The organism is Bordetella genomosp. 12, assembly GCF_002261355.1.
Classification (GTDB): domain Bacteria; phylum Pseudomonadota; class Gammaproteobacteria; order Burkholderiales; family Burkholderiaceae_B; genus Bordetella.
Genome location: NZ_NEVU01000003.1, coordinates 1,573,879 through 1,593,801, shown reverse-complemented (window position 1 = coordinate 1,593,801; position 19,923 = coordinate 1,573,879). Strand labels below are relative to the sequence as shown.

At 66.1% G+C, this 19,923-nt stretch carries 21 protein-coding genes; 5 read left to right on the top strand and 16 right to left on the bottom strand.

The features are described 5' to 3' along the window. The first annotated feature begins 3 nt into the window (after positions 1 to 3). The 3 genes from prmC to CAL22_RS19425 are packed head-to-tail and all read left to right on the top strand — an operon-like array spanning position 4 to position 1,749. Positions 4 to 813 (top strand): peptide chain release factor N(5)-glutamine methyltransferase, encoded by an 810-nt coding sequence (gene prmC / locus CAL22_RS19435; RefSeq protein ID WP_094815986.1) that lies wholly within the window; start codon positions 4 to 6, stop codon positions 811 to 813. A gap of 40 nt (positions 814 to 853) precedes the next feature. Beyond that, positions 854 to 1,180 (top strand): Grx4 family monothiol glutaredoxin, encoded by a 327-nt coding sequence (gene grxD / locus CAL22_RS19430; RefSeq protein WP_094815984.1) that lies wholly within the window; start codon positions 854 to 856, stop codon positions 1,178 to 1,180. A 2-nt stretch (positions 1,181 to 1,182) separates the two neighbouring features. Further along, positions 1,183 to 1,749, top strand: a complete 567-nt coding sequence (locus tag CAL22_RS19425; RefSeq protein WP_094815982.1) for a UbiX family flavin prenyltransferase — start codon at positions 1,183 to 1,185, stop codon at positions 1,747 to 1,749. Between the two features lie 15 nt (positions 1,750 to 1,764). On the opposite strand, the gene CAL22_RS19420 is transcribed toward CAL22_RS19425, so the two are convergent. From CAL22_RS19420 to CAL22_RS19400, 5 genes are all read right to left on the bottom strand, one after another. Continuing rightward, positions 1,765 to 2,250, bottom strand: a complete 486-nt coding sequence (locus tag CAL22_RS19420; protein ID WP_094815980.1) for a DUF934 domain-containing protein — start codon at positions 2,248 to 2,250, stop codon at positions 1,765 to 1,767. Positions 2,251 to 2,258: 8 nt separating this feature from the next. Further along, positions 2,259 to 3,998: a nitrite/sulfite reductase gene (locus CAL22_RS19415; RefSeq protein WP_094815978.1), complete on the bottom strand. Its 1,740-nt coding sequence runs from the start codon at positions 3,996 to 3,998 to the stop codon at positions 2,259 to 2,261. Between the two features lie 155 nt (positions 3,999 to 4,153). Further along, positions 4,154 to 5,647, bottom strand: a complete 1,494-nt coding sequence (locus CAL22_RS19410; RefSeq protein ID WP_244193948.1) for a phospholipase D family protein — start codon at positions 5,645 to 5,647, stop codon at positions 4,154 to 4,156. A 54-nt stretch (positions 5,648 to 5,701) separates the two neighbouring features. Continuing rightward, the gene (locus tag CAL22_RS19405; protein ID WP_094815974.1) at positions 5,702 to 6,349 is read right to left on the bottom strand and encodes a carbonic anhydrase; all 648 of its coding nucleotides are present in this window, start codon (positions 6,347 to 6,349) and stop codon (positions 5,702 to 5,704) included. Between the two features lie 142 nt (positions 6,350 to 6,491). Then, on the bottom strand, positions 6,492 to 6,833 hold the full coding sequence (locus CAL22_RS19400) for an FxLYD domain-containing protein (protein WP_094815972.1): 342 nt from the start codon (positions 6,831 to 6,833) through the stop codon (positions 6,492 to 6,494). 195 nt (positions 6,834 to 7,028) lie between these two features. Here CAL22_RS19400 and CAL22_RS19395 point away from each other — a divergent pair, with 195 nt between their 5' ends. Continuing rightward, the gene (locus tag CAL22_RS19395) at positions 7,029 to 7,361 is read left to right on the top strand and encodes a PsiF family protein (protein WP_094815970.1); all 333 of its coding nucleotides are present in this window, start codon (positions 7,029 to 7,031) and stop codon (positions 7,359 to 7,361) included. A gap of 48 nt (positions 7,362 to 7,409) precedes the next feature. On the opposite strand, the gene CAL22_RS19390 is transcribed toward CAL22_RS19395, so the two are convergent. From CAL22_RS19390 to CAL22_RS19365, 6 genes are all read right to left on the bottom strand, one after another. After that, positions 7,410 to 8,450 (bottom strand): cyclase family protein, encoded by a 1,041-nt coding sequence (locus CAL22_RS19390; protein WP_094815968.1) that lies wholly within the window; start codon positions 8,448 to 8,450, stop codon positions 7,410 to 7,412. Between the two features lie 3 nt (positions 8,451 to 8,453). Then, the gene (gene pcaD, locus CAL22_RS19385) at positions 8,454 to 9,233 is read right to left on the bottom strand and encodes a 3-oxoadipate enol-lactonase (RefSeq protein ID WP_094815966.1); all 780 of its coding nucleotides are present in this window, start codon (positions 9,231 to 9,233) and stop codon (positions 8,454 to 8,456) included. Positions 9,234 to 9,268: 35 nt separating this feature from the next. Continuing rightward, positions 9,269 to 9,565 carry a YciI family protein gene (locus tag CAL22_RS19380; RefSeq protein ID WP_094815964.1) on the bottom strand — a complete coding sequence of 99 codons (297 nt, stop codon included), beginning with the start codon at positions 9,563 to 9,565 and terminating at the stop codon, positions 9,269 to 9,271. A 14-nt stretch (positions 9,566 to 9,579) separates the two neighbouring features. Continuing rightward, positions 9,580 to 9,855 (bottom strand): muconolactone Delta-isomerase, encoded by a 276-nt coding sequence (catC, locus tag CAL22_RS19375; RefSeq protein ID WP_094815962.1) that lies wholly within the window; start codon positions 9,853 to 9,855, stop codon positions 9,580 to 9,582. A gap of 66 nt (positions 9,856 to 9,921) precedes the next feature. Next, on the bottom strand, positions 9,922 to 10,566 hold the full coding sequence (locus tag CAL22_RS19370; protein ID WP_094815960.1) for a 3-oxoacid CoA-transferase subunit B: 645 nt from the start codon (positions 10,564 to 10,566) through the stop codon (positions 9,922 to 9,924). Positions 10,567 to 10,568: 2 nt separating this feature from the next. Further along, complete coding sequence (locus tag CAL22_RS19365; protein ID WP_094815958.1) at positions 10,569 to 11,252, bottom strand: 3-oxoacid CoA-transferase subunit A; 684 nt, start codon at positions 11,250 to 11,252, stop codon at positions 10,569 to 10,571. A 148-nt stretch (positions 11,253 to 11,400) separates the two neighbouring features. On the opposite strand from CAL22_RS19365, the gene CAL22_RS19360 reads away from it, so the two are divergent. Continuing rightward, entirely contained in the window at positions 11,401 to 12,183 is a 783-nt protein-coding gene (locus CAL22_RS19360; protein ID WP_208622054.1) for an IclR family transcriptional regulator, read from the top strand. Between the two features lie 37 nt (positions 12,184 to 12,220). On the opposite strand, the gene CAL22_RS19355 is transcribed toward CAL22_RS19360, so the two are convergent. The 5 genes from CAL22_RS19355 to CAL22_RS19335 form a co-directional block, all read right to left on the bottom strand. After that, the gene (locus CAL22_RS19355; RefSeq protein WP_094815954.1) at positions 12,221 to 12,946 is read right to left on the bottom strand and encodes an SDR family NAD(P)-dependent oxidoreductase; all 726 of its coding nucleotides are present in this window, start codon (positions 12,944 to 12,946) and stop codon (positions 12,221 to 12,223) included. 13 nt (positions 12,947 to 12,959) lie between these two features. Beyond that, the gene (locus CAL22_RS19350; protein ID WP_094815952.1) at positions 12,960 to 14,300 is read right to left on the bottom strand and encodes a short-chain fatty acid transporter; all 1,341 of its coding nucleotides are present in this window, start codon (positions 14,298 to 14,300) and stop codon (positions 12,960 to 12,962) included. 93 nt (positions 14,301 to 14,393) lie between these two features. After that, positions 14,394 to 15,326 carry a 3-hydroxyacyl-CoA dehydrogenase family protein gene (locus tag CAL22_RS19345; RefSeq protein ID WP_094815950.1) on the bottom strand — a complete coding sequence of 311 codons (933 nt, stop codon included), beginning with the start codon at positions 15,324 to 15,326 and terminating at the stop codon, positions 14,394 to 14,396. A 229-nt stretch (positions 15,327 to 15,555) separates the two neighbouring features. Then, complete coding sequence (locus CAL22_RS19340; protein WP_094815948.1) at positions 15,556 to 18,525, bottom strand: autotransporter serine protease; 2,970 nt, start codon at positions 18,523 to 18,525, stop codon at positions 15,556 to 15,558. A 163-nt stretch (positions 18,526 to 18,688) separates the two neighbouring features. After that, positions 18,689 to 19,903: an acyl-CoA dehydrogenase family protein gene (locus tag CAL22_RS19335; protein WP_094815946.1), complete on the bottom strand. Its 1,215-nt coding sequence runs from the start codon at positions 19,901 to 19,903 to the stop codon at positions 18,689 to 18,691. Positions 19,904 to 19,923 lie beyond the last annotated feature (20 nt).

The following is a 19,923-nucleotide window of genomic DNA, read 5'->3' as shown; positions in this document are numbered from 1 at the left end:
GCCATGCTGATCAAGGACCTGTTGCAGGACAGTCGTCTGCCGCGCCTGGAGGCGCGCATGCTGGTCGAACAGGTCTGGCGCCGTTCGCGCGCCTGGTTGCTGGCGCATGATGATGAGCCGGCCGATGCGGCGCTGGCCGCGGCCTACGAGGCGCTGGCGCAGCGCAGGCTGGCCGGCGAGCCCATGGCCTATGTGATCGGCGAGCGCGAGTTCATGGGGCATGTTTTTCGGGTGACGCCAGCGGTGTTGATCCCGCGTCCGGATACGGAAACCCTGGTCGAGGCGGCGTTGGCGTTTCTGCAGGGCCGTTCGCAGGCGCGGGTATTGGATCTGGGCACCGGCAGCGGCGCCATTGCGATTTCGATTGCGCTGGCCTGCCCGCAGGCACAGGTGACGGCCACCGATTTGAGCGCTCAGGCGCTGGCGGTGGCGCGCGCGAACGCGCAGGGGCTGGGGGCCGCGCTGACTTTTGCGCAGGGTAGTTGGTTCGAGGCCGTGGCCGCGGGCAGCCAGTTCGACCTTATCGTCTCCAACCCGCCGTATATTCACGCCGAAGATGCGCATCTGGGCCAGGGCGATCTGCGTTTCGAGCCGCGTTCGGCGTTGACCGATGGCGGTGACGGGCTGGCCGCGCTGGCCGAGATTGCCCGCCATGCGCCGGCGCGCCTGCTGCCAGGCGGGGCGATATGGATGGAGCATGGCTGGGATCAGGCCCCGGCCGTGCGTGCTTTACTGCAAGAGGCGGGTTTGCGCGATGTCGCCAGCCGCCAGGACCTTGCCGGGATCGAGCGGATTTCCGGCGGCTTTCTATAATAGGGTTTATGTTCCGCTTGTTCCTTTTGCGAGTTAAACCATGAGCGACGTACAAGATTTCATCCGCGATACCGTCAGCCAGCATCCCGTGGTGCTGTTCATGAAGGGCACCGCGCAGTTTCCGCAGTGCGGTTTTTCCGGCCGCGCCATTCAGATCCTCAAGGGCTGTGGCGTCAAAAAGCTGGTGACCGTCAATGTGCTCGAAGACGACGAAGTGCGTCAGGGCATCAAGACGTTTTCCAATTGGCCCACCATCCCGCAGCTGTACGTGGGGGGCGAGTTCATCGGCGGTTCGGACATCATGAACGAGATGAACGAAAGCGGCGAACTCAAGACGCTGCTGGACAACGCCGGCGCGACGGTCTGAGCATGCGCCGGCTGGTCGTTGGCATTACCGGCGCCACGGGCGCCCTCTACGCCGTGCGCATGCTGCAGGTGCTGCGCGGCGTCGAGGATGTGGAGACGCATCTGGTGGTGTCGGCGTCCGGCGTGCTCAATATCCAGCACGAGCTGGATATCGGGCGCCATGAGGTGCAGGCCTTGGCCGACCATAGTCACGGGGTGCGCGATGTCGGGGCCACGCTGGCCAGCGGCGCGTTCGCCACGGCCGGCATGGTCATCGTGCCGTGCTCCATGCGCACGCTGGCCGCGGTCGCGCATGGGCTGTCAGATAATCTCATCACGCGCGCCGCGGACGTCACGCTCAAGGAGCGGCGCCGTCTGGTGATGATGGTGCGCGAAACGCCTTTCAACCTGGCGCATCTACGCAATATGACGGCCGTCACGGAAATGGGCGGCATCATCTTTCCGCCGCTGCCGGCGTTCTATCACCGGCCCGCGAGCATCGAAGAGATGGTCGATCACACGGTGGCCCGTGTGCTCGATCTCTTCGATATCCAGGTGCCAGGCCCGACCTGGGACGGCACGCGCCCCTGAGCCTGGCCGGCGTGCTCAGGCCGGGATGGGGTAGGTCTGCTGATAGCGCACGCTGAACGTCTTGAAGGCCTGCAGCGCCTGTTGCGGGTCATGGCTGGGCTTGACCAGAAAGCTGTCAAAGCCCACGCGCGCCTGGTAGTAGATGGTATCGATCATCACGTCGCCAACGGCGCGCAGTTCGCCCTGCCAGCCGTAATTGCGGCGCAGCAACTGCGCCAGCGAATAACCACGCCCATCGGTATAGGCCGGGAAGTCGATCGCGATGAAGGCGGGCGCCGCCTCGGGCAGGCCCAGTTGCTCGGGGTCGGCATCCGGGGCAAGCAGCACGCCCACGGGATGTTGGCGACCGGCCAGCGTTTGGCGGTGCGCGTGCCAGAGCGCCAGGCTGACGATCCAGCCGGGCTCGTCGGCCGGCAAGACATCCTCGGCTTCGTGAGCACGCCAGTCGTTGGCTTGCAGTTCGCCGTGGCGGATGAGATGGGGCAAAGAGGTGTCTGTCATGGGAAATCTCAGGCTTGCGCCGGTTCGCGCTGCACGGGCTTGGCCAGTTGCGGGTCGGCGTAGACGTCTTTCTTGAAGGGGTCGATGCCGACGCGGTCCACCACGTCGATGAATCGCTCCATTTCGCTGTCACGCAGGCCCAGATAGGTGCGGATGAGCCGGTCCACCACGTAGGAGACCTGTTCGCGCGCGAACGAGGGGCCGATGATGCGTCCCACGGCCGCGCCGCCGCCGCGCGTGGACTCGATGTCGGGCAAGGGCCGCGCCCCGCCGTTCTGGCGTCCGCCGATGGTCACCTGATACCACTCTTCGCCGGCCTTATCGACGCCGAGAATGCCGATGTGGCCGACATGGTGGTGGCCGCAGGAGTTGATGCACCCGGAGATGTTCAGGTCCAGTTCGCCGATCTCGAACAGATAGTCCAGGTCGTCGAACTGGCGCTGGATGGCTTCGGCCACCGGGATGGACACGGCATTGGCCAGGGCGCAGAAGTCGCCGCCCGGACAGGCGATGATGTTGGTCAGCAGCCCGATGTTGGGCGTGGCCAGATTCAGCGCTTTGAGTTCCGCCCACAGCGCGGGCAGTTGCGAGCGCTTGACGTCGGCCAGGATGAGGTTCTGCTCGTGCGAGACGCGCAGCTCGCCAAACCCGTAGCGTTCGGACAGGTCGGCCACGGCGTCCATCTGGTCGGCGGTGATGTCGCCGGGGGGCACGCCCGTGGGTTTGAGCGACAGCGACACCGCGGCATAACCGGCGACCTTGTGGCCGTGCACATTGCTGCGCAGCCAGCGGGCGTACTGCTTATCCTGCTGCGCGAGCGCGGCGCCCGGATCGGCCTCGGTGGCCGCTTCGGCCTCATAGGCCGGCCAGACAAAGCGTGCCGCGATGGTGTCGAGCTGGGCTTGCGTGATGGTGTCGGGGCCGTCCTTGATGCGCAGCCATTCTTCTTCGACCTGTTGGGCATAGACCTCGGGCGTGAGGTCTTTGACCAGAATCTTGATGCGGGCCTTGTACTTGTTGTCACGCCGGCCGTGCAGGTTATAGATGCGCAGCGCCGCCTGCATATAGGTGAGCAGGTGCTGCCAGGCGACGAAGGGCTTGATCAGATGGCCCACCATGGGCGTGCGGCCCATGCCGCCGCCGATCCACACCCGAAAGCCGATCTCGCCGTCGCGCTCGACCGCCTGCAGGCCGATGTCGTGCACGCCGACGGCGGCGCGGTCCTCGACGGCGCCGCTGACGGCAATCTTGAATTTGCGCGGCAGGAAGGCGAACTCCGGGTGCAGCGTGGACCACTGGCGGATGATCTCGCACCACACCAGCGGGTTGATCAATTCGTCGGGCGCAATGCCCGCGAAATGATCCGTGGTGGTGTTGCGGATACAGTTGCCGCTGGTCTGGATGGCGTGCATCTGCACTTCGGCCAGCTCGCCCAGGATGGCGGGCACGTCTTCCAGGCGCGGCCAGTTGAACTGAATGTTCTGGCGCGTGGAGAAGTGGCCGTAGCCGCGGTCATAGTGGCGTGCGATATGGGCCAGTTTGCGCAGTTGCCGCGCGGCGAGCATGCCGTACGGGATGGCCACGCGCAGCATGGGCGCATGGCGCTGTACATAAAGGCCGTTCTGCAGGCGCAGGACGCGGAATTCGTCTTCGCTCAACTGGCCGTCGAGAAAGCGGCGCGTCTGGCCGGCGAATTGGGCCACGCGCTCTTGCACGAGCTGTTGGTCGACGGGGTCGTACACGTACATGATGGAAACCCTGAATGGGCCGGCGCGCCGGCGTCAAAAGGCGCCTCGACATCGCCGGGCGCCATTGCGGTGATTTGCACATAACCGTAACAGCAGGCCGATGCGCCCGTCTAAGTCATTGTGGTTATATGAATATGGCGCGTGCGGCTCCGCGCTCAGAGCATGGAGTCGATGGGCAGCAGCGCGAGAAACCAGACCAGTATGCGCAGCCCCAGGCTGGAGCCGGGCTCGGTATCGCGGCGGATGCATTGGCCATCCGGCGTGGGCTCTTGCCAATACAGTTTGCCGTCCTGGTCCAGCAAGGCGTGATAGGCATCGGCGTTGATGCGGGTGTCGAACGTGTGCGTGATGGACTCGGCCAGCGCCGGGCTGTCGATGATCAGGCCCAGTTCGGTGTTCAGCGTGGCCGAGCGCGGGTCGAAGTTGAAAGACCCGACGAAGGCGCGGCGTCCATCCACGGCAAAGGTCTTGGCATGCAGGCTCGAGCCCGAGCTGCCGAAGCGGCCCAGCGAGTGGTGGCGGCGCACACTCTGGCCGGCGCGGCGCATCTCGAACAATTGCACCCCATGGGCCAGCAGGGCTTTGCGGCGTTTGGCGTAGCCCGAGTGCACGACGCTGACGTCGGTGGCTTCCAGGGCATTGGTGAGGACCCGCACGCGCACGCCGCGTTGGGTGAGCGCGCCAAAGGCGGCCGTGCCCTGGGCCGCGGGCACGAAGTAGGGCGACACCAGTTCGACGTGCGATTGGGGTTCGCCGATGATGGCTTTGATCTGGTTGGCCACCAGGTCTTTGTCGCGCGCTTTGCCCAGCACTTTGGCGGGATCGTCGCTGACCAGTTGCGCGGGCGACCACTCCAGCGGCAACTGGCCTTGCAGCAGCTGGGTGACCAGGGCGGTTTCGCCCAACGCCTTCATATAGGCTTCGGCCTTGGGGTCGCGTTCGACGGCTTCGGCAGCGCTGACCAGGCGTGTCAGCGCTCCGGCGGGGGCGGCGGGCAACAGGCGCTCGACGGGATAGGCCGAGACGCAGTTCCAATAGCGATCGAAATCATCCGTGACGTCCTGCACCACGGGGCCGACGGCCATGACGTCCAGATCGGCGAACAGCACGCCATCGGTGGCGCCGAAATATTCGTCGCCGATGTTGCGCCCGCCCAGGATAGTGGCCTGGTTGTCGGCGGTGAAGGATTTGTTGTGCATGCGCCGGTTCAGGCGCTTGAAGTCGGTCAGGTAGCCAATGGCCTTGGGGCGTCGCACCACGAAGGGGTTGAACAGCCGCACCGCGATATTGGCGTGTTGCGACAGCGCCGCCAGGGTGTCATCCAGGCCCGACGTGCCGTTGTCATCGAGCAGCAGCCGCACGCGCACGCCGCGTTCGGCAGCCTGATGCAGCGCTTCGAGCAGCAACGTGCCGGTCATGTCGCCATGCCAGATGTAGTACTGCACATCCAGGGTACGTTGCGCGGTGCGCGCCAGGACCATGCGCGCGGCGAAGGCGTCGTAGGCGTCGGGCAGGGAGTGGATGCCGGTTAGGCCGGGGTGCTGCGCCACGCGTGGGGCAATCGCCTGGCCCAGCCGGGTGGCGGTGGCATCAGCCTGAGGCAGGCCAGACGAAAGCTCGCGGCCTTCTTGGGAGGGTAGGGCAGTCACGATAGGCGGCACCAGCAAGGGAAGTCGGCATGCATCGTCATTGCCCTTTATACCTTAGCCGGGTTGCGCCTCGAGGCAAGGGTTGAAGGAGCCCGAAGACCCATCGCGAACGAAGAGCACGCCCGAGGCCACCCCAAAGTAGCAGCCGTGCAATTGCAGCGCGCCGCTTTGCACACGGCGGCGAATGGACGGGAAGGTCATCAGGTTGTCCAGGCTATGGCCGATGACGGCCAGTTCCAGGCGCTTGAGATCCTGAGCGCGATCCCCGGTGCCGGCGCCCAGCGAGTCGGCCACTGGCGCGATCTGCGACATCCATTTGCCGATGAAGTCCATTTTGGACAGCGGCTCGGCGTCATCGTAGTAGGAGCGGATGCCGCCACAGGAGGCATGGCCCATCACGACGATGTGCTTGACCTCCAGGCCGTTGACGGCGAATTCGATCGCCGCGCTGGTGCCGTGATAGGAGGATTCGGAGTCGGGGTCGCAGGGCGGCACCAGGTTGGCCACGTTGCGCACCACGAAGAGCTCACCCGGGCCGACATCGAAAATCGCTTCGGGCGACACGCGCGAGTCGCAGCAACTGATGATCAGGATTTCCGGCTGCTGGCCTTTTTCGGCCAGGGCTTCGTAGCGGCTGCGTTCAGCGGGAAAGCGGCCCTTGAGAAAGGACTGATAGCCGTCGGTAAGTCTTTTGGGAAACATGATCACATCCTGCGGTTAGTGCCTCTTGGGCGCTCGACCCGGCATCAGGCCTGGCCAGGCGCCGGACCCGCGTGAACGGGCCCTGGGCGTACTGCATTTTCCCACATCGGCCTGCCGCTGAGAAACGGCGGTGGTGCCGGCCCTATTGCGCGCCGGCCTGCACGGCGCTGAAGCGCTGAAAATCCAGCGGGCTGCTGGCGTGGAAGTGCCAGACCTCGCCGGGCAGCAAGGGCGCGGTGGATTGGGCGGAGATGCGGCCTATTTCGTGGCCGTTGGCGTCAAATAGCGCAAACGTCACCGATGCCTGCTCGATGCGTGTCTGCCCCTGGTTGCCATAGGTGCCGGTAATGACCGTCTGGCCGGCCTGCGTGTCGCGCGATGCCTGCAGGTTGCCCAGGGTCACGCCATAAGGCAAGGTCTGGCTCCATGCCTGGGCAGCGAGGCCAAGCAGGGCGGCGGCGGACAGGTGTGTGAAACGGGGCATGGCGCGTCTCCAAGTCATCTGACCCGGCCATTATGTCCCGACGGCGCCGCGGTGCAAGCCGCCGCGAGCGGGCGCGGCGGCGGGCTTGCCAGCGGCGGGTGTTTGATCGACACTGGTTCGGACCGGGGACGGCCCCGGCATGTCCGCTTCAGGCAGCGATGCGCAGCTTGCTCGGCCCGGGGCAGGGAGGAAAGCATGGTTTTCCGCAAATCCAGCATCGTTGCCGGGCTGTGCCTGGCGCTTCTGGCCAGTGGCCCGGTGATCGCCCAGACCGCCGCGCCGGCCGCCGCCGCCAAGGAAATGACCCCGCAGCAAAAGCGCATGTCCGATTGCAATAAGTCCGCCGAGGGCAAGAAAGGCGACGAGCGCAAAACCTATATGAGCAGTTGCCTCAAAGGCGAAGAGCCCGCCAAGCAGCTCACGCCGCAACAGCAGCGCATGAAGGATTGCAACGCCAAGGCCGGGGCGCAGTCGCTCGCCGGCGACAAGCGCAAAACGTTCATGAGCACTTGCCTCAAGGGCGGTTGAGCCCGGGCGCGCCTGCCCGCGCGGCGTGCCGCGCGGGGCCGGTGCCGCTTACACCGTGGCGATGGGCGTGACCGGCGAACCGATCGCATGCGGCAGGCGCAGCGGCGGGGCGGTCAGCATGAAGCGGTTGCGGCCGTTGGCCTGCAACCATTGCGCCAGGTCCTTCAAGTACCAGAGCTCGGCCAGCGGCAGGCCCAGCTTGAACAGGCAATGATGGTGCAAGGGCAGCATGGCACGGCGGCCCTGGCGGTCGCGCGCCGGATAGGCTTCGACCGCGTAGTTGTCGGCGCAGATGGCGGCGATGCCGCTGTCGGTGATCCATGACAGCAAGGCTTGGTCGGTACCGTCGAGCGCGGCGCCGAATTGATGCAGCACATTGGCGTCGGGCTTGCCCTGCATTTGCACCACGGCTTCGGCGTAGCCGGTGCGCAGCACCAGCATGTCGCCGGTTTCGATGGTGACGTTCTGCGCCTTCATGGCCTGTTGCAGCTCGGCCGCGCCGATGAGCGTGCGGCCGGTGCCGAATTCGCGCGCCAGGTCCACCAGCACACCGCGGCCCTGCATGCCTTTCTCGGCCAGGTTTTCCACACCGATTTTCAGCGCGGCCGACGGGCCGCCGCTATTGCAGCCGCAACCAGTATGGTCGCCATCGACCGGACCGACGACATCGACGCCGGCACGAAAGCCGTTGTAGTAGACCAGCTCGTCCTGGCCATCGCCGTCCGCGTCGAACAGCGCGCCCACGTGGGCCAGCGAATCCCATTGCGTGGAATACTGCATGGACAGCAGCACCTGGTCATCGCTGAGCACGTCGACCGCATCGGGGTTAAGAGCGCGCAGGGGGAAGTTGACGTAGGGCGTGTCGTTCAGGCGCGTGGGGCTCAGTTGCGGCGGATGCCGGCGCGGATTGAGGACGTTGCCGCCCGGCAAGTCCAGCGGCAGCGACAGGCAGAAAGTCTTGCCCGCCTGAATCTCGCGCGCGGCCTTGAGCACCTGTTCCTCGGTGATGAGATTCAGGCGGCCGAGTTGATCGTCAGGACCGTAATCGCCCCAGTTCGAGCCCGGAGGGCGGTTTTTCCAGCGTTGCATGGCTTACTCCGTCAGGAAGGCCAGGACCTCGCGGGTGAAGGTCTCGGGATCTTCCCAGTTGGAAATGTGCGAGGTGTTCAGTTCGACATAGCGCGCATCGGCGATGTGTTCGCTGAGATAGCGGCCATCGGCGGGCGTGGCGGCCAGATCGTGCGTGCCGGCGACGACCAGGGTGCGGGCCCGGATCTCGCCCAGGCGCGCGCGCAGGTCGGCGTCACGCAGCGCGGCGCAATTGCCGTTGTAGCCGGCATCGGGCGTGCGGCGCAGCATGTCCACCAGGACCTGCGTCAGGCCCGGCTCGCGCAGGCGGAAGTCTTCGGTCAGCCAGCGCTCGACCAGGGCCGGCGCCATGGCCGCCAGGGTTTGCTTTTGCACGGCGGCGATGCGGTCGGTCCAGCCTTGCGCGCTGCCGATGCGGGCCGCGGTGTTGCACAGCACCAGGCGGTCGATGCGCTCGGCGTGATCCAGCGCCAGCGTCAGCCCGGTCGGGCCGCCCATGGACAGGCCGCAGAAGTGGGCGCGCGCGATGCCCAGGTGATCCAGCAGTTCGACGACGTCGCCCGCCAGCTGGTCGAAACTGTACTCACCGTCGGGCACGGACGAGCGGCCATGGCCGCGGGTGTCGTAGCGCACGACGCGAAAGTGCTTGGCAAAGGCCGGCACCTGGCGCGCCCACATGTCGGCATTGGTGCCCAGCGAGTTGGACAGGACCAGGGCGGGGGCGTCGGCGGGACCGTCGACGACGTAGTACAGGCGAGCCTGGCTGAGATCAGCGTAGGGCATGGCATTTCCTTGGCGCGCAGCGCCGGTTCACAACATCAAAGATAGCTCTTGCCGTCCACATAGGCCTTGCGCCAGCGCGTGATCGACACGCGCTCGAACAATTCGGCCTTGTAGAACGGGTCGGCCTGAATCAGCCGCTCAGCCTCCTGGCGGGTCTCGACGTTGACGACGTACAGCCCGCCGCCGATGTCGGTGCCGTCATCGTGCAGCTTGGCGCCGCAGGCCAGCAGCAGATGCTTGTTGGCATCCAGAAAGGCCAGATGGTCGGCGCGCGTGGCCTGACGCAGCGCCAGGCTGCCAGGCTTGTCGAAGGTTTCGATGATGTAGGGCATGAGCGGCTCCGGGATCAGATGGCCGAGGGGTGGCGCGCCAGTGCGGTGACGCGCACGTCCATATAGGGGAACAGCGGCAGCGAGGACAGCAGCTGGTGCAATTCGTCGTGGCTGGCGACGTCGAAGATGCTGACGTTGGCGTAGCGGCCGGCCACGCGCCAGAGGTGCTGCCATTTGCCTTCGTGCTGCAGCTTCTGGGCCAGGGCCTTCTCGTCGGCCTTGAGTTTGTCGGCCTTGTCGGTGGGCATGTCCACGGGCAGGTTCACTTGCATTTCGACCATGTACAACATGTTTTCTCTCCTTGGCCGGGGGGCCGCCCGGCGTCGATGTAAAGGGCCCGCGAGGGGCCCGCAAAATCAATTGGCGAACTTCAGCGGCAGGCCGGTGAGTTCCAGCAGGCGCTCGGGGGTGACGCCGCCGAACAGATCGGTGACGGTGACGCCGTCCTTGCTGATGTCGAACACCGCCAGATCGGTGTAGACGCGCGACACGCAGCCCACGCCGGTCAGCGGGTAGCTGCAGGCCTGCACCAGCTTGCTCTGGCCTTCGCGGGTGAGCAACTCCATCATGACGAAGACCTGCTTGGCGCCGATGGCCAGGTCCATCGCGCCGCCCACGGCGGGGATGGCGTCGGGCGCGCCGGTATGCCAGTTGGCCAGATCGCCTTGCTGCGACACCTGAAAGGCGCCCAGCACGCAGATATCCAGATGGCCGCCGCGCATCATGCCGAAGGAGTCGGCGTGATGAAAATACGAGCAGCCCGGCAGTTCGGTCACCGGTTGCTTGCCGGCATTGATGAGGTCGTAGTCTTCCTGGCCCTTGGCCGGCGCCGGGCCCATGCCCAGCATGCCGTTCTCGGTGTGCAGAATGACTTCGCGGCCGGCCGGCAGATGGTTGGCGACCAGCGTGGGCAGGCCGATGCCCAGGTTCACGTAGGCGCCTTCAGGGATGTCTTGCGCAACGCGGGCGGCCATTGCGTCGCGGCTCAGTTTTTCGCTCATGGTTACTCCTTGACGCTGGTGCTGGCGTCGATCTGCACGACGCGCTTGACGAAGATGCCCGGGGTGACGACGGTCTCGGGATCGATATCGCCCAGCTCGACGATTTCACGCACCTGGGCCACGGCCACGCGGGCCGCGCTGGCCATGATGGGGCCGAAGTTGCGGGCTGTCTTGCGGTAGACCAGATTGCCCCAGCGGTCGGCGCGTTCGGCCTTGATCAGGGCGTAATCGGCGGTCAGCGGATACTCCAGCACGTACTGGCGGCCATTGATTTCGCGGGTTTCCTTGCCCTCGGCCAGCGGCGTGCCGTAGCCCGTGGGCGTGAAGAAAGCGCCGATGCCCGCGCCGGCGGCGCGGATGCGCTCGGCCAGGTTGCCCTGGGGCACCAGTTCGAGTTCGATCTTGCCGCTGCGGTACAGGCCGTCGAAGATCTGCGAATCCACCTGCCGGGGGAAGGAGCAGATGATCTTGCGCACGCGGCCCGCGCCCAGCAGAGCGGCCAGGCCGGTTTCGCCGTTGCCGGCGTTGTTGTTGATGATGACCAGATCCTTGGCGCCTTGATCGAGCAGGGCGTCGATCAGCTCCATGGGTTGGCCGGCAGTGCCGAAGCCGCCGATCATGATGGTGGCGCCGTCCGGCACATCCGCCAGGGCGGCCGCCGCGCTTGGAACGAGCTTAGAAATCATAGGAGTCTGCGATAGTGGTGGCGTGTGATAATTTTGTTCTGCTGTAGAACAAACGTTCTTCAGTAGAACATCCTTTCATGGGGGGCATGGCCCGGCAAGGCCGGCATGCGTGAACACCCATATTTTTGCGGTAGGTAGAGCGAGCGTGATGGAAGAAGGTCATCCCCAAGTCCCTAGCGACAGCTATGTGCAGTCTTTCGCCCGAGGCCTGGCCGTGATCCGGGCTTTTGGGCCGGACCGCGCGCAGATGACGCTGTCGGAGGTCGCCACAGTGGCGGGACTGACGCGCGCGGGCGCGCGCCGCATCCTGTTGACCCTGGTGCAGCTGGGGTATGTCGCTCAGGACGAGCGGCGCTTTTCGCTCACGCCGCGCATTCTCGAGCTGGGTTATGCCTATCTTTCGGCCACGCCGCTGTGGAATCTGGCGCTGCCCTACATGGAAGAGGTGGCCGAGAACACGCGCGAGTCGTGTTCGGTGTCGGTGCTCGAAGGCGCCGACATTGTCTATATTTTGCGGCTGTCCACGCACAAGGTGATGAGCATCAATCTGGCCGTGGGCAGCCGGCTGCCCGCCTGGGTCACGTCCATGGGCCGGGTGTTGCTGGCCGGTTTGCCCGAGGCCGAGCTGGATCGCGTGCTGGCCGCCAGCCAGATCCAGGCCTATACCCCTGCCACGCTTGGCAGCGCCGCGCAGATCAAGCAGGAGCTCATCCGTGTGCGGGAGCAGGGTTACGCCTGTGTGGTCCAGGAGCTGGAGCCTGGCCTGCAATCGGTGGCCGTGCCCATCATGGATCGCAGCGGCCGCGTGATCGCCGCGATGAATGTCAGCGGCCATGTCAGCCGCTTTTCGCGCGACGAAATGCTGCAGGCCTTTTTGCCGGGCCTGCGGCACGCAGCCGGTCAGGTCAATCAGGCCTTGCTGCGGCGCTGATTGCCAGACGCAAAAGCGGGCCTCGACCATCCCGTTCTCAGACGGGAGCCACGCCGAGCGTGGTGCCGCCGCAAACGTAGAGGACCTGGCCCGTCACGAAACCGTTGTCGGGCGACAGGAAGAACATCGCGGCGCGCGCCACGTCTTCGGGCGTGCCCAGGCGCTTGACCACGATGCTGTCGATGATGCGCTGCGTCTTGGGCGCGCCGGCCGGATTGCTCTTCATGAACAAGTCGGTGGCGATGGGGCCCGGGCCGATGGCATTGACGGTGATGCCGTCGCCGCCCAGCTCCATGGCCAGCGTGCGCGTCATGCCCAGCAGGCCGGCCTTGGTGGCCGAGTAGACCACGCGATCGGGCTTGCCGAGCGCGGCGCGCGAAGACATGTTCACGATGCGGCCAAAGCCGGCTTCGCGCATGGCGGGCAGCGCGGCCTGGATGAGGATGAGGGCCGTGCGCAGATGCAGCGACACGACATAGTCCAGATCGGCCAGCGTGGCCGTGTCGGCCGAGCCGGGCCGGGTGGCGCCGGCATTGTTGACCAGGCCGACGATGTCGTAGCGTTCGGTGACTTCGCGGGCCACCGCCTCGGTCTGCGCGGCATCGGTGAGATCGGCCTGGAAGGACACCAGGCCGGCCGGCGGCGCATCCGGCAGACGGTAGTCGATGTTGACCACGGTGTGGCCGGCATCGAGCAGGCTGCGGGCGATGGCCGCGCCGATGCCGTTGCTGGCGCCGGTGACCAAGTAGGCGGTGGGTTTCATGCGGAATCTCCGATTAGTGGGTCATGTAGCCCCAGGCGAGCACGGCGCTGATGTAGATCACGCCGACCCAGATCATCATGATGACGGTGTAGCCCATCACGTCGCGCAGCTTGAGCTTGGACAGCGCCAGCGCGGGCAGGATCCAGAACGGCTGGATCAGATCGTTCCAGGCGTTGCCCAGCATGACCGACATCGTGGTCTGGTTCAGCGCGCTGCCGATTTCCTTGGCCGCATCGATCATGAAGGGACCCTGGATGACCCAGTGGCCGCCGGCCGAGGGGGCGAAGAAGTTGATGACGAACGAGCTCACCAGACCCCAGAAAGGCAGGCTGCCCGGGGTGGCGACGTCAACGAAGATCTTGGAGATCGTGGTGACCAGGCCCGAGCCGGCCATGATGGCCATGATGCCGGCGTAGAAGGGGTACTGCAGAATGATGCCGGAGATGGTCTTGATGCCTTCATTCAGCTTGGCCACGTAGGCGGCCGGCGTACCCAGCAGGATGATGCCCAGGAACAGGATGATGAAGTTGATCAGGTTCAGGTCCAGCGACTTGCCGTCGTAGAAATAGAACACCACGTAGGCCACGCCCAGGATGCCGATCAGCATGCTGAGCAGGCGGCTGTTGTTCAGGCGGTTGGCCAGCGTGTTGTCGCCGCCGATGCTGTGCGCCGAGGCGTTGCTGTCGTTGGCCTTGTCGATGTTGGGGTCGACCTCGACGATCTTGTCGCCGGCCTTGGGGTGCAGCCAGGCATTGAGCAGCGGCAGGGTGATGATGACGATCAGGCTGGTGATCAGCATGGGCGCCGAGAAAATGGTCTCGGACAGCGGAATCACCCCCATGGACTTGACCATCGGGTGGCCCGGCGTGGCAACCAGCACCGGGATGCTCGCCGAAAAGCCCAGGCCGTACAGCGTGAAGCCGCTATAGGCGGCGGCGATGATCAGGGGGTAGTGCACGCCCTTGACCTTGAGCGCCAGTTTCTTGGCGACCACGCCGCCGATCACCAGGCCAAAGCCCCAGTTCAGGTAGCTGCCGATGCCGCCCACCAGCGTGGCCACGATGATGGCCGTGCGCGGGTTGTGCACATGGCTGACGATACGGTCGAGCAGGCGGTCGGTCAGGGGGGCGGTGGCCAGCACATAGCCCATGGCCAGAATGACGGCCATCTGCGTCGTGAACGCCAACAGGCTCCAGAAGCCGGCACCCCACTCACGCGTGATCTGGGGCAGCCCCTGGCCTTCGACGGCAAAGGCCAGCACGACTGTCAGCAGCGTCAGGCCGATCGCGAAGACAAACGGGTCCGGCAGATACTTGCGCATCAGCTCCGTAAAAAATGAAGCGAGTTTATTCATGGTGCCTCCTACAGACTCCAATAAGGCGTATGGCTTGTTTATGTGTGCGCACGCGCTGACACCGCCCGCGCGGGAGGCGCGGGCGGCAGGGGATCAATCGAGTTTTTGTGTTTTGAGCCACTGGACCAGACCGGCCAGTGCTGCGCTTTTGTCGCGCAGTACGCGTTCGCGGCGCTCGGCAGGCCAGGCATAAAACCCTTGGCCGGCTTTGGCGCCGATCTCGCCGGTCTTGACCTTCTGGGTCAGCAACTCGGACGGCGTTTCGCGGTTTTCCAGATCGGCGTACAGATAGCTGGCGATGGCATGATGGACGTCGATGCCATTCATGTCCCGCTGCTCGAGCGGGCCGGATAGCGCCAGGCGGATGCCCAGGCTCCATTTGACGACTTCATCGATGTCTTCGGCGCTCGCCACCCCTTTTTCCAGCAGTGAAATCGCTTCGCGCGCCAGGGCGTGCTGAATGCGGTTGGCGATAAAACCGGGAATGTCGCGGTTGACGCGCACCGGCCGTTTGCCGGCGGCTTTGAGGGTGGCCATGACCAGGTCGACCGCGGCATCGGCGCTTTCGTCGCCGCGCACGACTTCCACCAGCGGAATCACGTCCGCCGGGGTGAAAAAGTGCGTGCCCACGAAACGGTCGCGGCGGGTCACGGCCTGGGCGATCGCATTGATCGACAGTCCGGACGTATTGGTCGCGAAGATGGTGGCGGGTTTGCAGATCTGATCGAGCTGGGCGAACAGATGGCGCTTGAGCTCGAGCTTTTCGGGCACGGCTTCGATCACGAGGTCGCAATCGGCCGCGGCCAGCAAGTCGGCAGACATCTGAATGCGGGCCATACAGCTGTCCACGGCCTCGGGGGCGTAGACGCTCAATTGGCGCTCGATGATTTGTGTGGCGCGCGCGAGCGCTCCGTCCACGGGGTCTATCAGTACGACCGGCAGTCCCTGGGAGGCGAACAGGGCGGCGATACCGCTACCCATGGCGCCTGCGCCGATGACGGCCAGATTCTGGATGGGGAAATCCATGAAGAAGCTCGCTTACCAGCGGCCTTGGCGCGACGCCTCCCTGTGGTCGGGTTCCGGGCGTGGCCGGTGTCTCGTCCTGGGTGCTTCTCCGTGCCGTAGCCAGAAAAATCTTTGTGTTCTATATACGAACATTTGTGCGTATATAGAATTTCTTCACAGATATTACTAAGAATTGCTACTGGTGGACAAATGGCCGGCGCCACTGTCCACGCTATGGACGAATTTGGACTCAGTAGCGATAGTCGAGCGCCACCCCGAGCTGGTGGTCACGCCAGTGGGCTGCCGCCTGGCCGGTGTAGCGCAGGCTCATGGACAGCCCATCGGCCAAGCGGGCGTGAGCTCCCAGGCGCCAGGACAGGCGGGTGCGCGGCAGCGGCCAGTGGCCGCTTTCGCCGTGCACGCTTCCCAGGCCGGCAAAGCCGGCGCGCGGTGCATAGCGCCGGGCACGGGTGTCGTGCTGCAAGGCCAGGCGCCATTGCAGCGTCAGCGTGTCTGCCAGCGTGTGATGGCCGTCCAGCCGCGTCCAGAGCGTGGGCACGCTGCGATGCAGGCTGGCGGCGTGCAGGCCAAGCCCGGATGGGCTGGCCTCGGTAAAGCCGCGCTGGCGCAAATGGCTGAGCGTCATGCCGGCCGATGGCGTGAGGCGGGTGGCCGGCATGGCCTGCCACGGCTTGCCGGCGCCGAGCTCGGCTTGCCAGATCTGCCCGCGCGCCAGGCCCTCGGCCGGTTGGAAGGTGTCGCCCACGACAAGCTGGCGTGCGACGCGATGGCGATAACGGGCGTAGCTCAGCCCCGTGTGCACGAACCAGCCCGAATCCCAGGAGCGCTGAGCGCCCAGCAAGGCGGCAACGGCAACGCTGTCGGCGCGATCGCTGCGCCCCGCGGCCGAGGACTCTTGCCATTGGCCGCGGTCATAGGCCAGCGCCGCGCCGAGTTTGACGTCAGGCGTGCGCGCTTGGGCCGCGCCGAGCAACAGGCCATTGCCGCGCTGCCGGCCATCGAGCCCGGGCGGGCGCCACCGCCCATTGCCATGACGCACGTCGGCCAAGGCATATCCGTCGGCCCGGGCCTGCGCCACGCCGGACTGCAGGGCGTCGAGCCAGTGGTGCTGCGCCAGAGTGCTGAGTGCCGCGGCGTTGGCATAGGTGGCGCCGGACAGCGAGTACAGGCTGTCTCGCAAAGCTCGGCCGTGCTGGACATACTGGAGACGCGCGATGCTGGCTGCCGTGGCCGAGGTTTGCCGCTGCGCCGCGGGCAGCGCGTCGAGCACCTGCATGGCCGCGTCCAGCTGATGGGCCGCGGCCTGGACCGACGCTCGCTCAGCGCCGGTGGACAATCGGGCCGCGACGGCCTGCACCGGGCTGGCGCGCCGCACCGCCAGGCCCACTCGCTGCGGCTGGTAGTCCAGCTGGGCCTGCAGCAACAGGCCGGGGCTGCGCGTGAGCCGGTCAAAGCGGCCTTCCACCGAGGCGGCTTGCAACACGGTGTGCACGCTGCCATCGGCCACGACGTAGTCGGGGCGGATGCTCTGGACATGGAGTTGCCCGGCCAGACTGGCGTTGCCCGTGACATGGAGCAGGCTGCCGATGTCGGCCACCAGCCGGCCTTGTGCGCGCTGACTGTAATCGCCGTTGACCGTGAGGCCGGCATCCTTGATGGCCACCGTGCCCTGGTTGTCGACCGCGCCCACATTGCCGCGCCCCACCAACGTGCCCTGAGGGTGCACCGTGACAGGCGAGGTGATACTGCCCAGGACATCCAGCGTGCCCTGCTGGATGTGGGTGGCGCCGCCATAGGTGTTGCGGCCGGCCAGCGTGAGCACGCCCGTCCCGTCCAGCGTCAGTCCGCCGGCGCCGGAGATATCGTTGCCGAACACCGACTGGCCATGCACCCTGGCCACGAAATCGCCGAACGCGAACTTGGCCGGGCCTTCGATGGCGCGGCCGACGTCCAGCACGCCCCAGCCGTACTGATCGTCCACGCCGGGCCGTCCTTTGTCTTGCGCCGTGGTCAGCAGGGTGGTGCGCAGATTGTCGTTGTCCATCCAGGGAAAGCGCTGTTGCACCAGCACGGCGGCGCCCGTGACCTGAGGCGCCGCCAGCGAGGTGCCCTCCTGGACACGCAGGAGATTGGCATCGTGGGTCTTGATGCCGGGCAGATAGGCTTTGCTGCTGGCGGCCAAGCACCAGCGTTTGGCCTGACCGCAGCGGTTGGACCAGCGTTCGAGGTCGCCCCACTTGTCGACCGCCGTGACGACGATCAGGCCTTTTTGCAATGCGGGTTCGACAAGCGGCGCGCGTCCGGTGCTGCCGACTTCCTGGTAGCCGCGCCCGGAGGTCGCGCTGCCATTGCCCGCGGCAAAGACCAGCAGGGCGCCGCGCTGGACCAGTCCATTGAGCTTGCCGATTTGGGTCGTGGATTTGTCGGCGGCGGCTTCGTACTCGCGGCGGTCTTCCTGGACGCGGCGCTCTCCTTCGGTGCCGTCGGTGGTGAAGCTATTGTTGAAAATCTTGACGCCCTGCTTGAGCAGATCGTCCCAGGCGTGGAAGGCGCCGCTGTCGGAGACCTTGTTGGCCGCGGTGGCGATATTGGCCGAATAGAGATCGGCGTCGGGCGCCACGCCGCCGCGATAGCTTGCGCTGGGCCGGCCGGCCAGCACCAGGGCGACCGAACTGCCATGCTCGCCCTGTTTGCTGCGGTCGGCAGCGCTGCGGGTGCCGTTGGCGCTGTAGTCGCCGCCGTGGCGGGTGTCGACGTTGAGCAGGGCGTGATCGAGGCTGACGCCGGTATCGACGACGGCGACTTTGACGCGCGAGCCCCTCAAGCCGGCGTCATGCGCCGGCTTGAGGTTGATCGTATTGAGCACCTGGTCGTGGTCGCTGTTGAAGAAACTGCCCGATGTGGCGGCGTACTGGCTGGGCGCCGCTTTGCGATAGTCGGCCCGCGGGACGGGCACGGCAGGCAAGGCGTCTTGCGCGACCTCGGGCACGTCGGCGGGGACGGGCGCGTAAGGGCGAGGAGCGGCCGGGGCTGGGGGCGGGGGGCTTGCGTCTGTGCTGGGCTTGCCCGCGCCGGCCCCGCCGGCACCCCCTCCGCCTCCACCGCCGCCTCCGCCGCAGGCGGTCAGCAAGGCGAGCAGGAGGATGCCGGAGCGACGCGTGGCGCGTTGCGCCGGCGCGGAGGCGCGGCGGGTGGACATGGCGGGCTGAACAAGACGAAAAAACGATCGCCATTCTGATCAGACCAAGCCATCGTCCCGATCGGCCCCATTTATTTATCAGTCTGATTCCCGGTCGACACGGCAAACATTTTGCAAGAGCGGCGCTTCGTCCGCCTGCGTGCCGCGCGGAATCCGGTGCCCTTTAAAACGTCCGACCCTCGACCAGGTGGGTGCGGGTCCCGTTCAGGACGTAATCGCCCACGACCCGGGCTTTGTGGTGCAGCGGGTTGTGGCTGAAGATGGTGCGCAGACTGCGCCAGTGTCGGTCGAAGTTGTATTTGCGCGAGGTGGCCGAGGCGCCGCCGGCGTCGAACAGCCGTTCGCCGGCCTTGAGCGCGAGCTGCCCGACGATGATCTGCGTTCGTGCCGTGGCCAGCGCGCTTTGCAGCACCTTGTCGTCGGCCTCGGGGTCCTGGTTCAGGATGGCGTCCGACGAGATGTCCAGCGTGCGCGCGGTGTCGCGGACCAGTACGTCGATAGTGTGGCTCAGCGCCGACAGCTCACCCACCACCTGCTGGATGAAGACGTCGTCGCGGGCCGTGGCGGCGGTAGTGTGCAGCACCGGGCGCCCGTGGCCAACGACGTAGTCGCGGGCATCGCTCACGACATTGCGGACGATGCCTGCGGCCACGGCCACCAAATGCAGTTGGCGGTAGGCGCCGCCGTGGCGCCCGATCAGCGAGGGATAGCCTTTTTCCACCACTTCGGCCGGCTCCACGCGCACGTTGTCGAACTGCACGCTGCCGCTGGCCGTCATGCGCTGGCCCATGCCGTCCCAGTCATCGATGGGTTGCACGCCTTCGGCGCGGACCGGGATGATGGCGGTCACGCCGTTGCCTTGTTCATCGACAAGGTTGGTGCGGATGTAGTCCGCATAGGCCGAACCCGTGGTGTAGTACTTGCGGCCGGTCACGCGGTAGTGGTCCCCCTCGCGGCGCAGCACGGTTTCTATCTGGCCGGCGCGCGCGGTGCCCTGTTCGCCGGAGGCGCCACCGTACAGCTTGCCATCGACCAGGCGGCCGATCTGACGGTCGATGAAGGGCGATGCGCTGGCCAGCCGCAGCGATTCGGCCACGTCGAAGTGCACGCGCAGCGCGTGCGCCACATTGGGTTCGGCCGCCGCCAACGTCGTGACGACATGGATGGCGTCCTGCAGCGAGCCCCCCAGCCCGCCTCTTGAGGTCTGGATGCGCAAGGCGGCCAGGCCTGAGCGCCGGAAGGCGTCAAAGGCGGCGTAGGGCAATTCGCGGCGCAGTTCGCGTTGCGCGGCGTCCTGGCCGATCTCGCGGGCCAGGCCGGGCAGGGCGTCGAGCGCCGTGTGCAATCGGGTCGGGGTGGGGGCGTGGGTGGTGCTCATGCAAATTCCCCTGTCGGGAG

What these genes read in the sequence shown, in the direction of transcription:
- prmC (WP_094815986.1), top strand. Translation starts at nt 4, where the DNA reads ATGCTGATCAAGGACCTGTTGCAGGACAGTCGTCTGCCGCGCCTGGAG.
- grxD (WP_094815984.1), top strand. Translation starts at nt 854, where the DNA reads ATGAGCGACGTACAAGATTTCATCCGCGATACCGTCAGCCAGCATCCC.
- CAL22_RS19425 (WP_094815982.1), top strand. Translation starts at nt 1,183, where the DNA reads ATGCGCCGGCTGGTCGTTGGCATTACCGGCGCCACGGGCGCCCTCTAC.
- CAL22_RS19420 (WP_094815980.1), bottom strand. Translation starts at nt 2,250, where the DNA reads ATGACAGACACCTCTTTGCCCCATCTCATCCGCCACGGCGAACTGCAA.
- CAL22_RS19415 (WP_094815978.1), bottom strand. Translation starts at nt 3,998, where the DNA reads ATGTACGTGTACGACCCCGTCGACCAACAGCTCGTGCAAGAGCGCGTG.
- CAL22_RS19405 (WP_094815974.1), bottom strand. Translation starts at nt 6,349, where the DNA reads ATGTTTCCCAAAAGACTTACCGACGGCTATCAGTCCTTTCTCAAGGGC.
- CAL22_RS19400 (WP_094815972.1), bottom strand. Translation starts at nt 6,833, where the DNA reads ATGCCCCGTTTCACACACCTGTCCGCCGCCGCCCTGCTTGGCCTCGCT.
- CAL22_RS19395 (WP_094815970.1), top strand. Translation starts at nt 7,029, where the DNA reads ATGGTTTTCCGCAAATCCAGCATCGTTGCCGGGCTGTGCCTGGCGCTT.
- CAL22_RS19390 (WP_094815968.1), bottom strand. Translation starts at nt 8,450, where the DNA reads ATGCAACGCTGGAAAAACCGCCCTCCGGGCTCGAACTGGGGCGATTAC.
- pcaD (WP_094815966.1), bottom strand. Translation starts at nt 9,233, where the DNA reads ATGCCCTACGCTGATCTCAGCCAGGCTCGCCTGTACTACGTCGTCGAC.
- CAL22_RS19380 (WP_094815964.1), bottom strand. Translation starts at nt 9,565, where the DNA reads ATGCCCTACATCATCGAAACCTTCGACAAGCCTGGCAGCCTGGCGCTG.
- catC (WP_094815962.1), bottom strand. Translation starts at nt 9,855, where the DNA reads ATGTTGTACATGGTCGAAATGCAAGTGAACCTGCCCGTGGACATGCCC.
- CAL22_RS19370 (WP_094815960.1), bottom strand. Translation starts at nt 10,566, where the DNA reads ATGAGCGAAAAACTGAGCCGCGACGCAATGGCCGCCCGCGTTGCGCAA.
- CAL22_RS19365 (WP_094815958.1), bottom strand. Translation starts at nt 11,252, where the DNA reads ATGATTTCTAAGCTCGTTCCAAGCGCGGCGGCCGCCCTGGCGGATGTG.
- CAL22_RS19360 (WP_208622054.1), top strand. Translation starts at nt 11,401, where the DNA reads ATGGAAGAAGGTCATCCCCAAGTCCCTAGCGACAGCTATGTGCAGTCT.
- CAL22_RS19355 (WP_094815954.1), bottom strand. Translation starts at nt 12,946, where the DNA reads ATGAAACCCACCGCCTACTTGGTCACCGGCGCCAGCAACGGCATCGGC.
- CAL22_RS19350 (WP_094815952.1), bottom strand. Translation starts at nt 14,300, where the DNA reads ATGAATAAACTCGCTTCATTTTTTACGGAGCTGATGCGCAAGTATCTG.
- CAL22_RS19345 (WP_094815950.1), bottom strand. Translation starts at nt 15,326, where the DNA reads ATGGATTTCCCCATCCAGAATCTGGCCGTCATCGGCGCAGGCGCCATG.
- CAL22_RS19340 (WP_094815948.1), bottom strand. Translation starts at nt 18,525, where the DNA reads ATGTCCACCCGCCGCGCCTCCGCGCCGGCGCAACGCGCCACGCGTCGC.
- CAL22_RS19335 (WP_094815946.1), bottom strand. Translation starts at nt 19,903, where the DNA reads ATGAGCACCACCCACGCCCCCACCCCGACCCGATTGCACACGGCGCTC.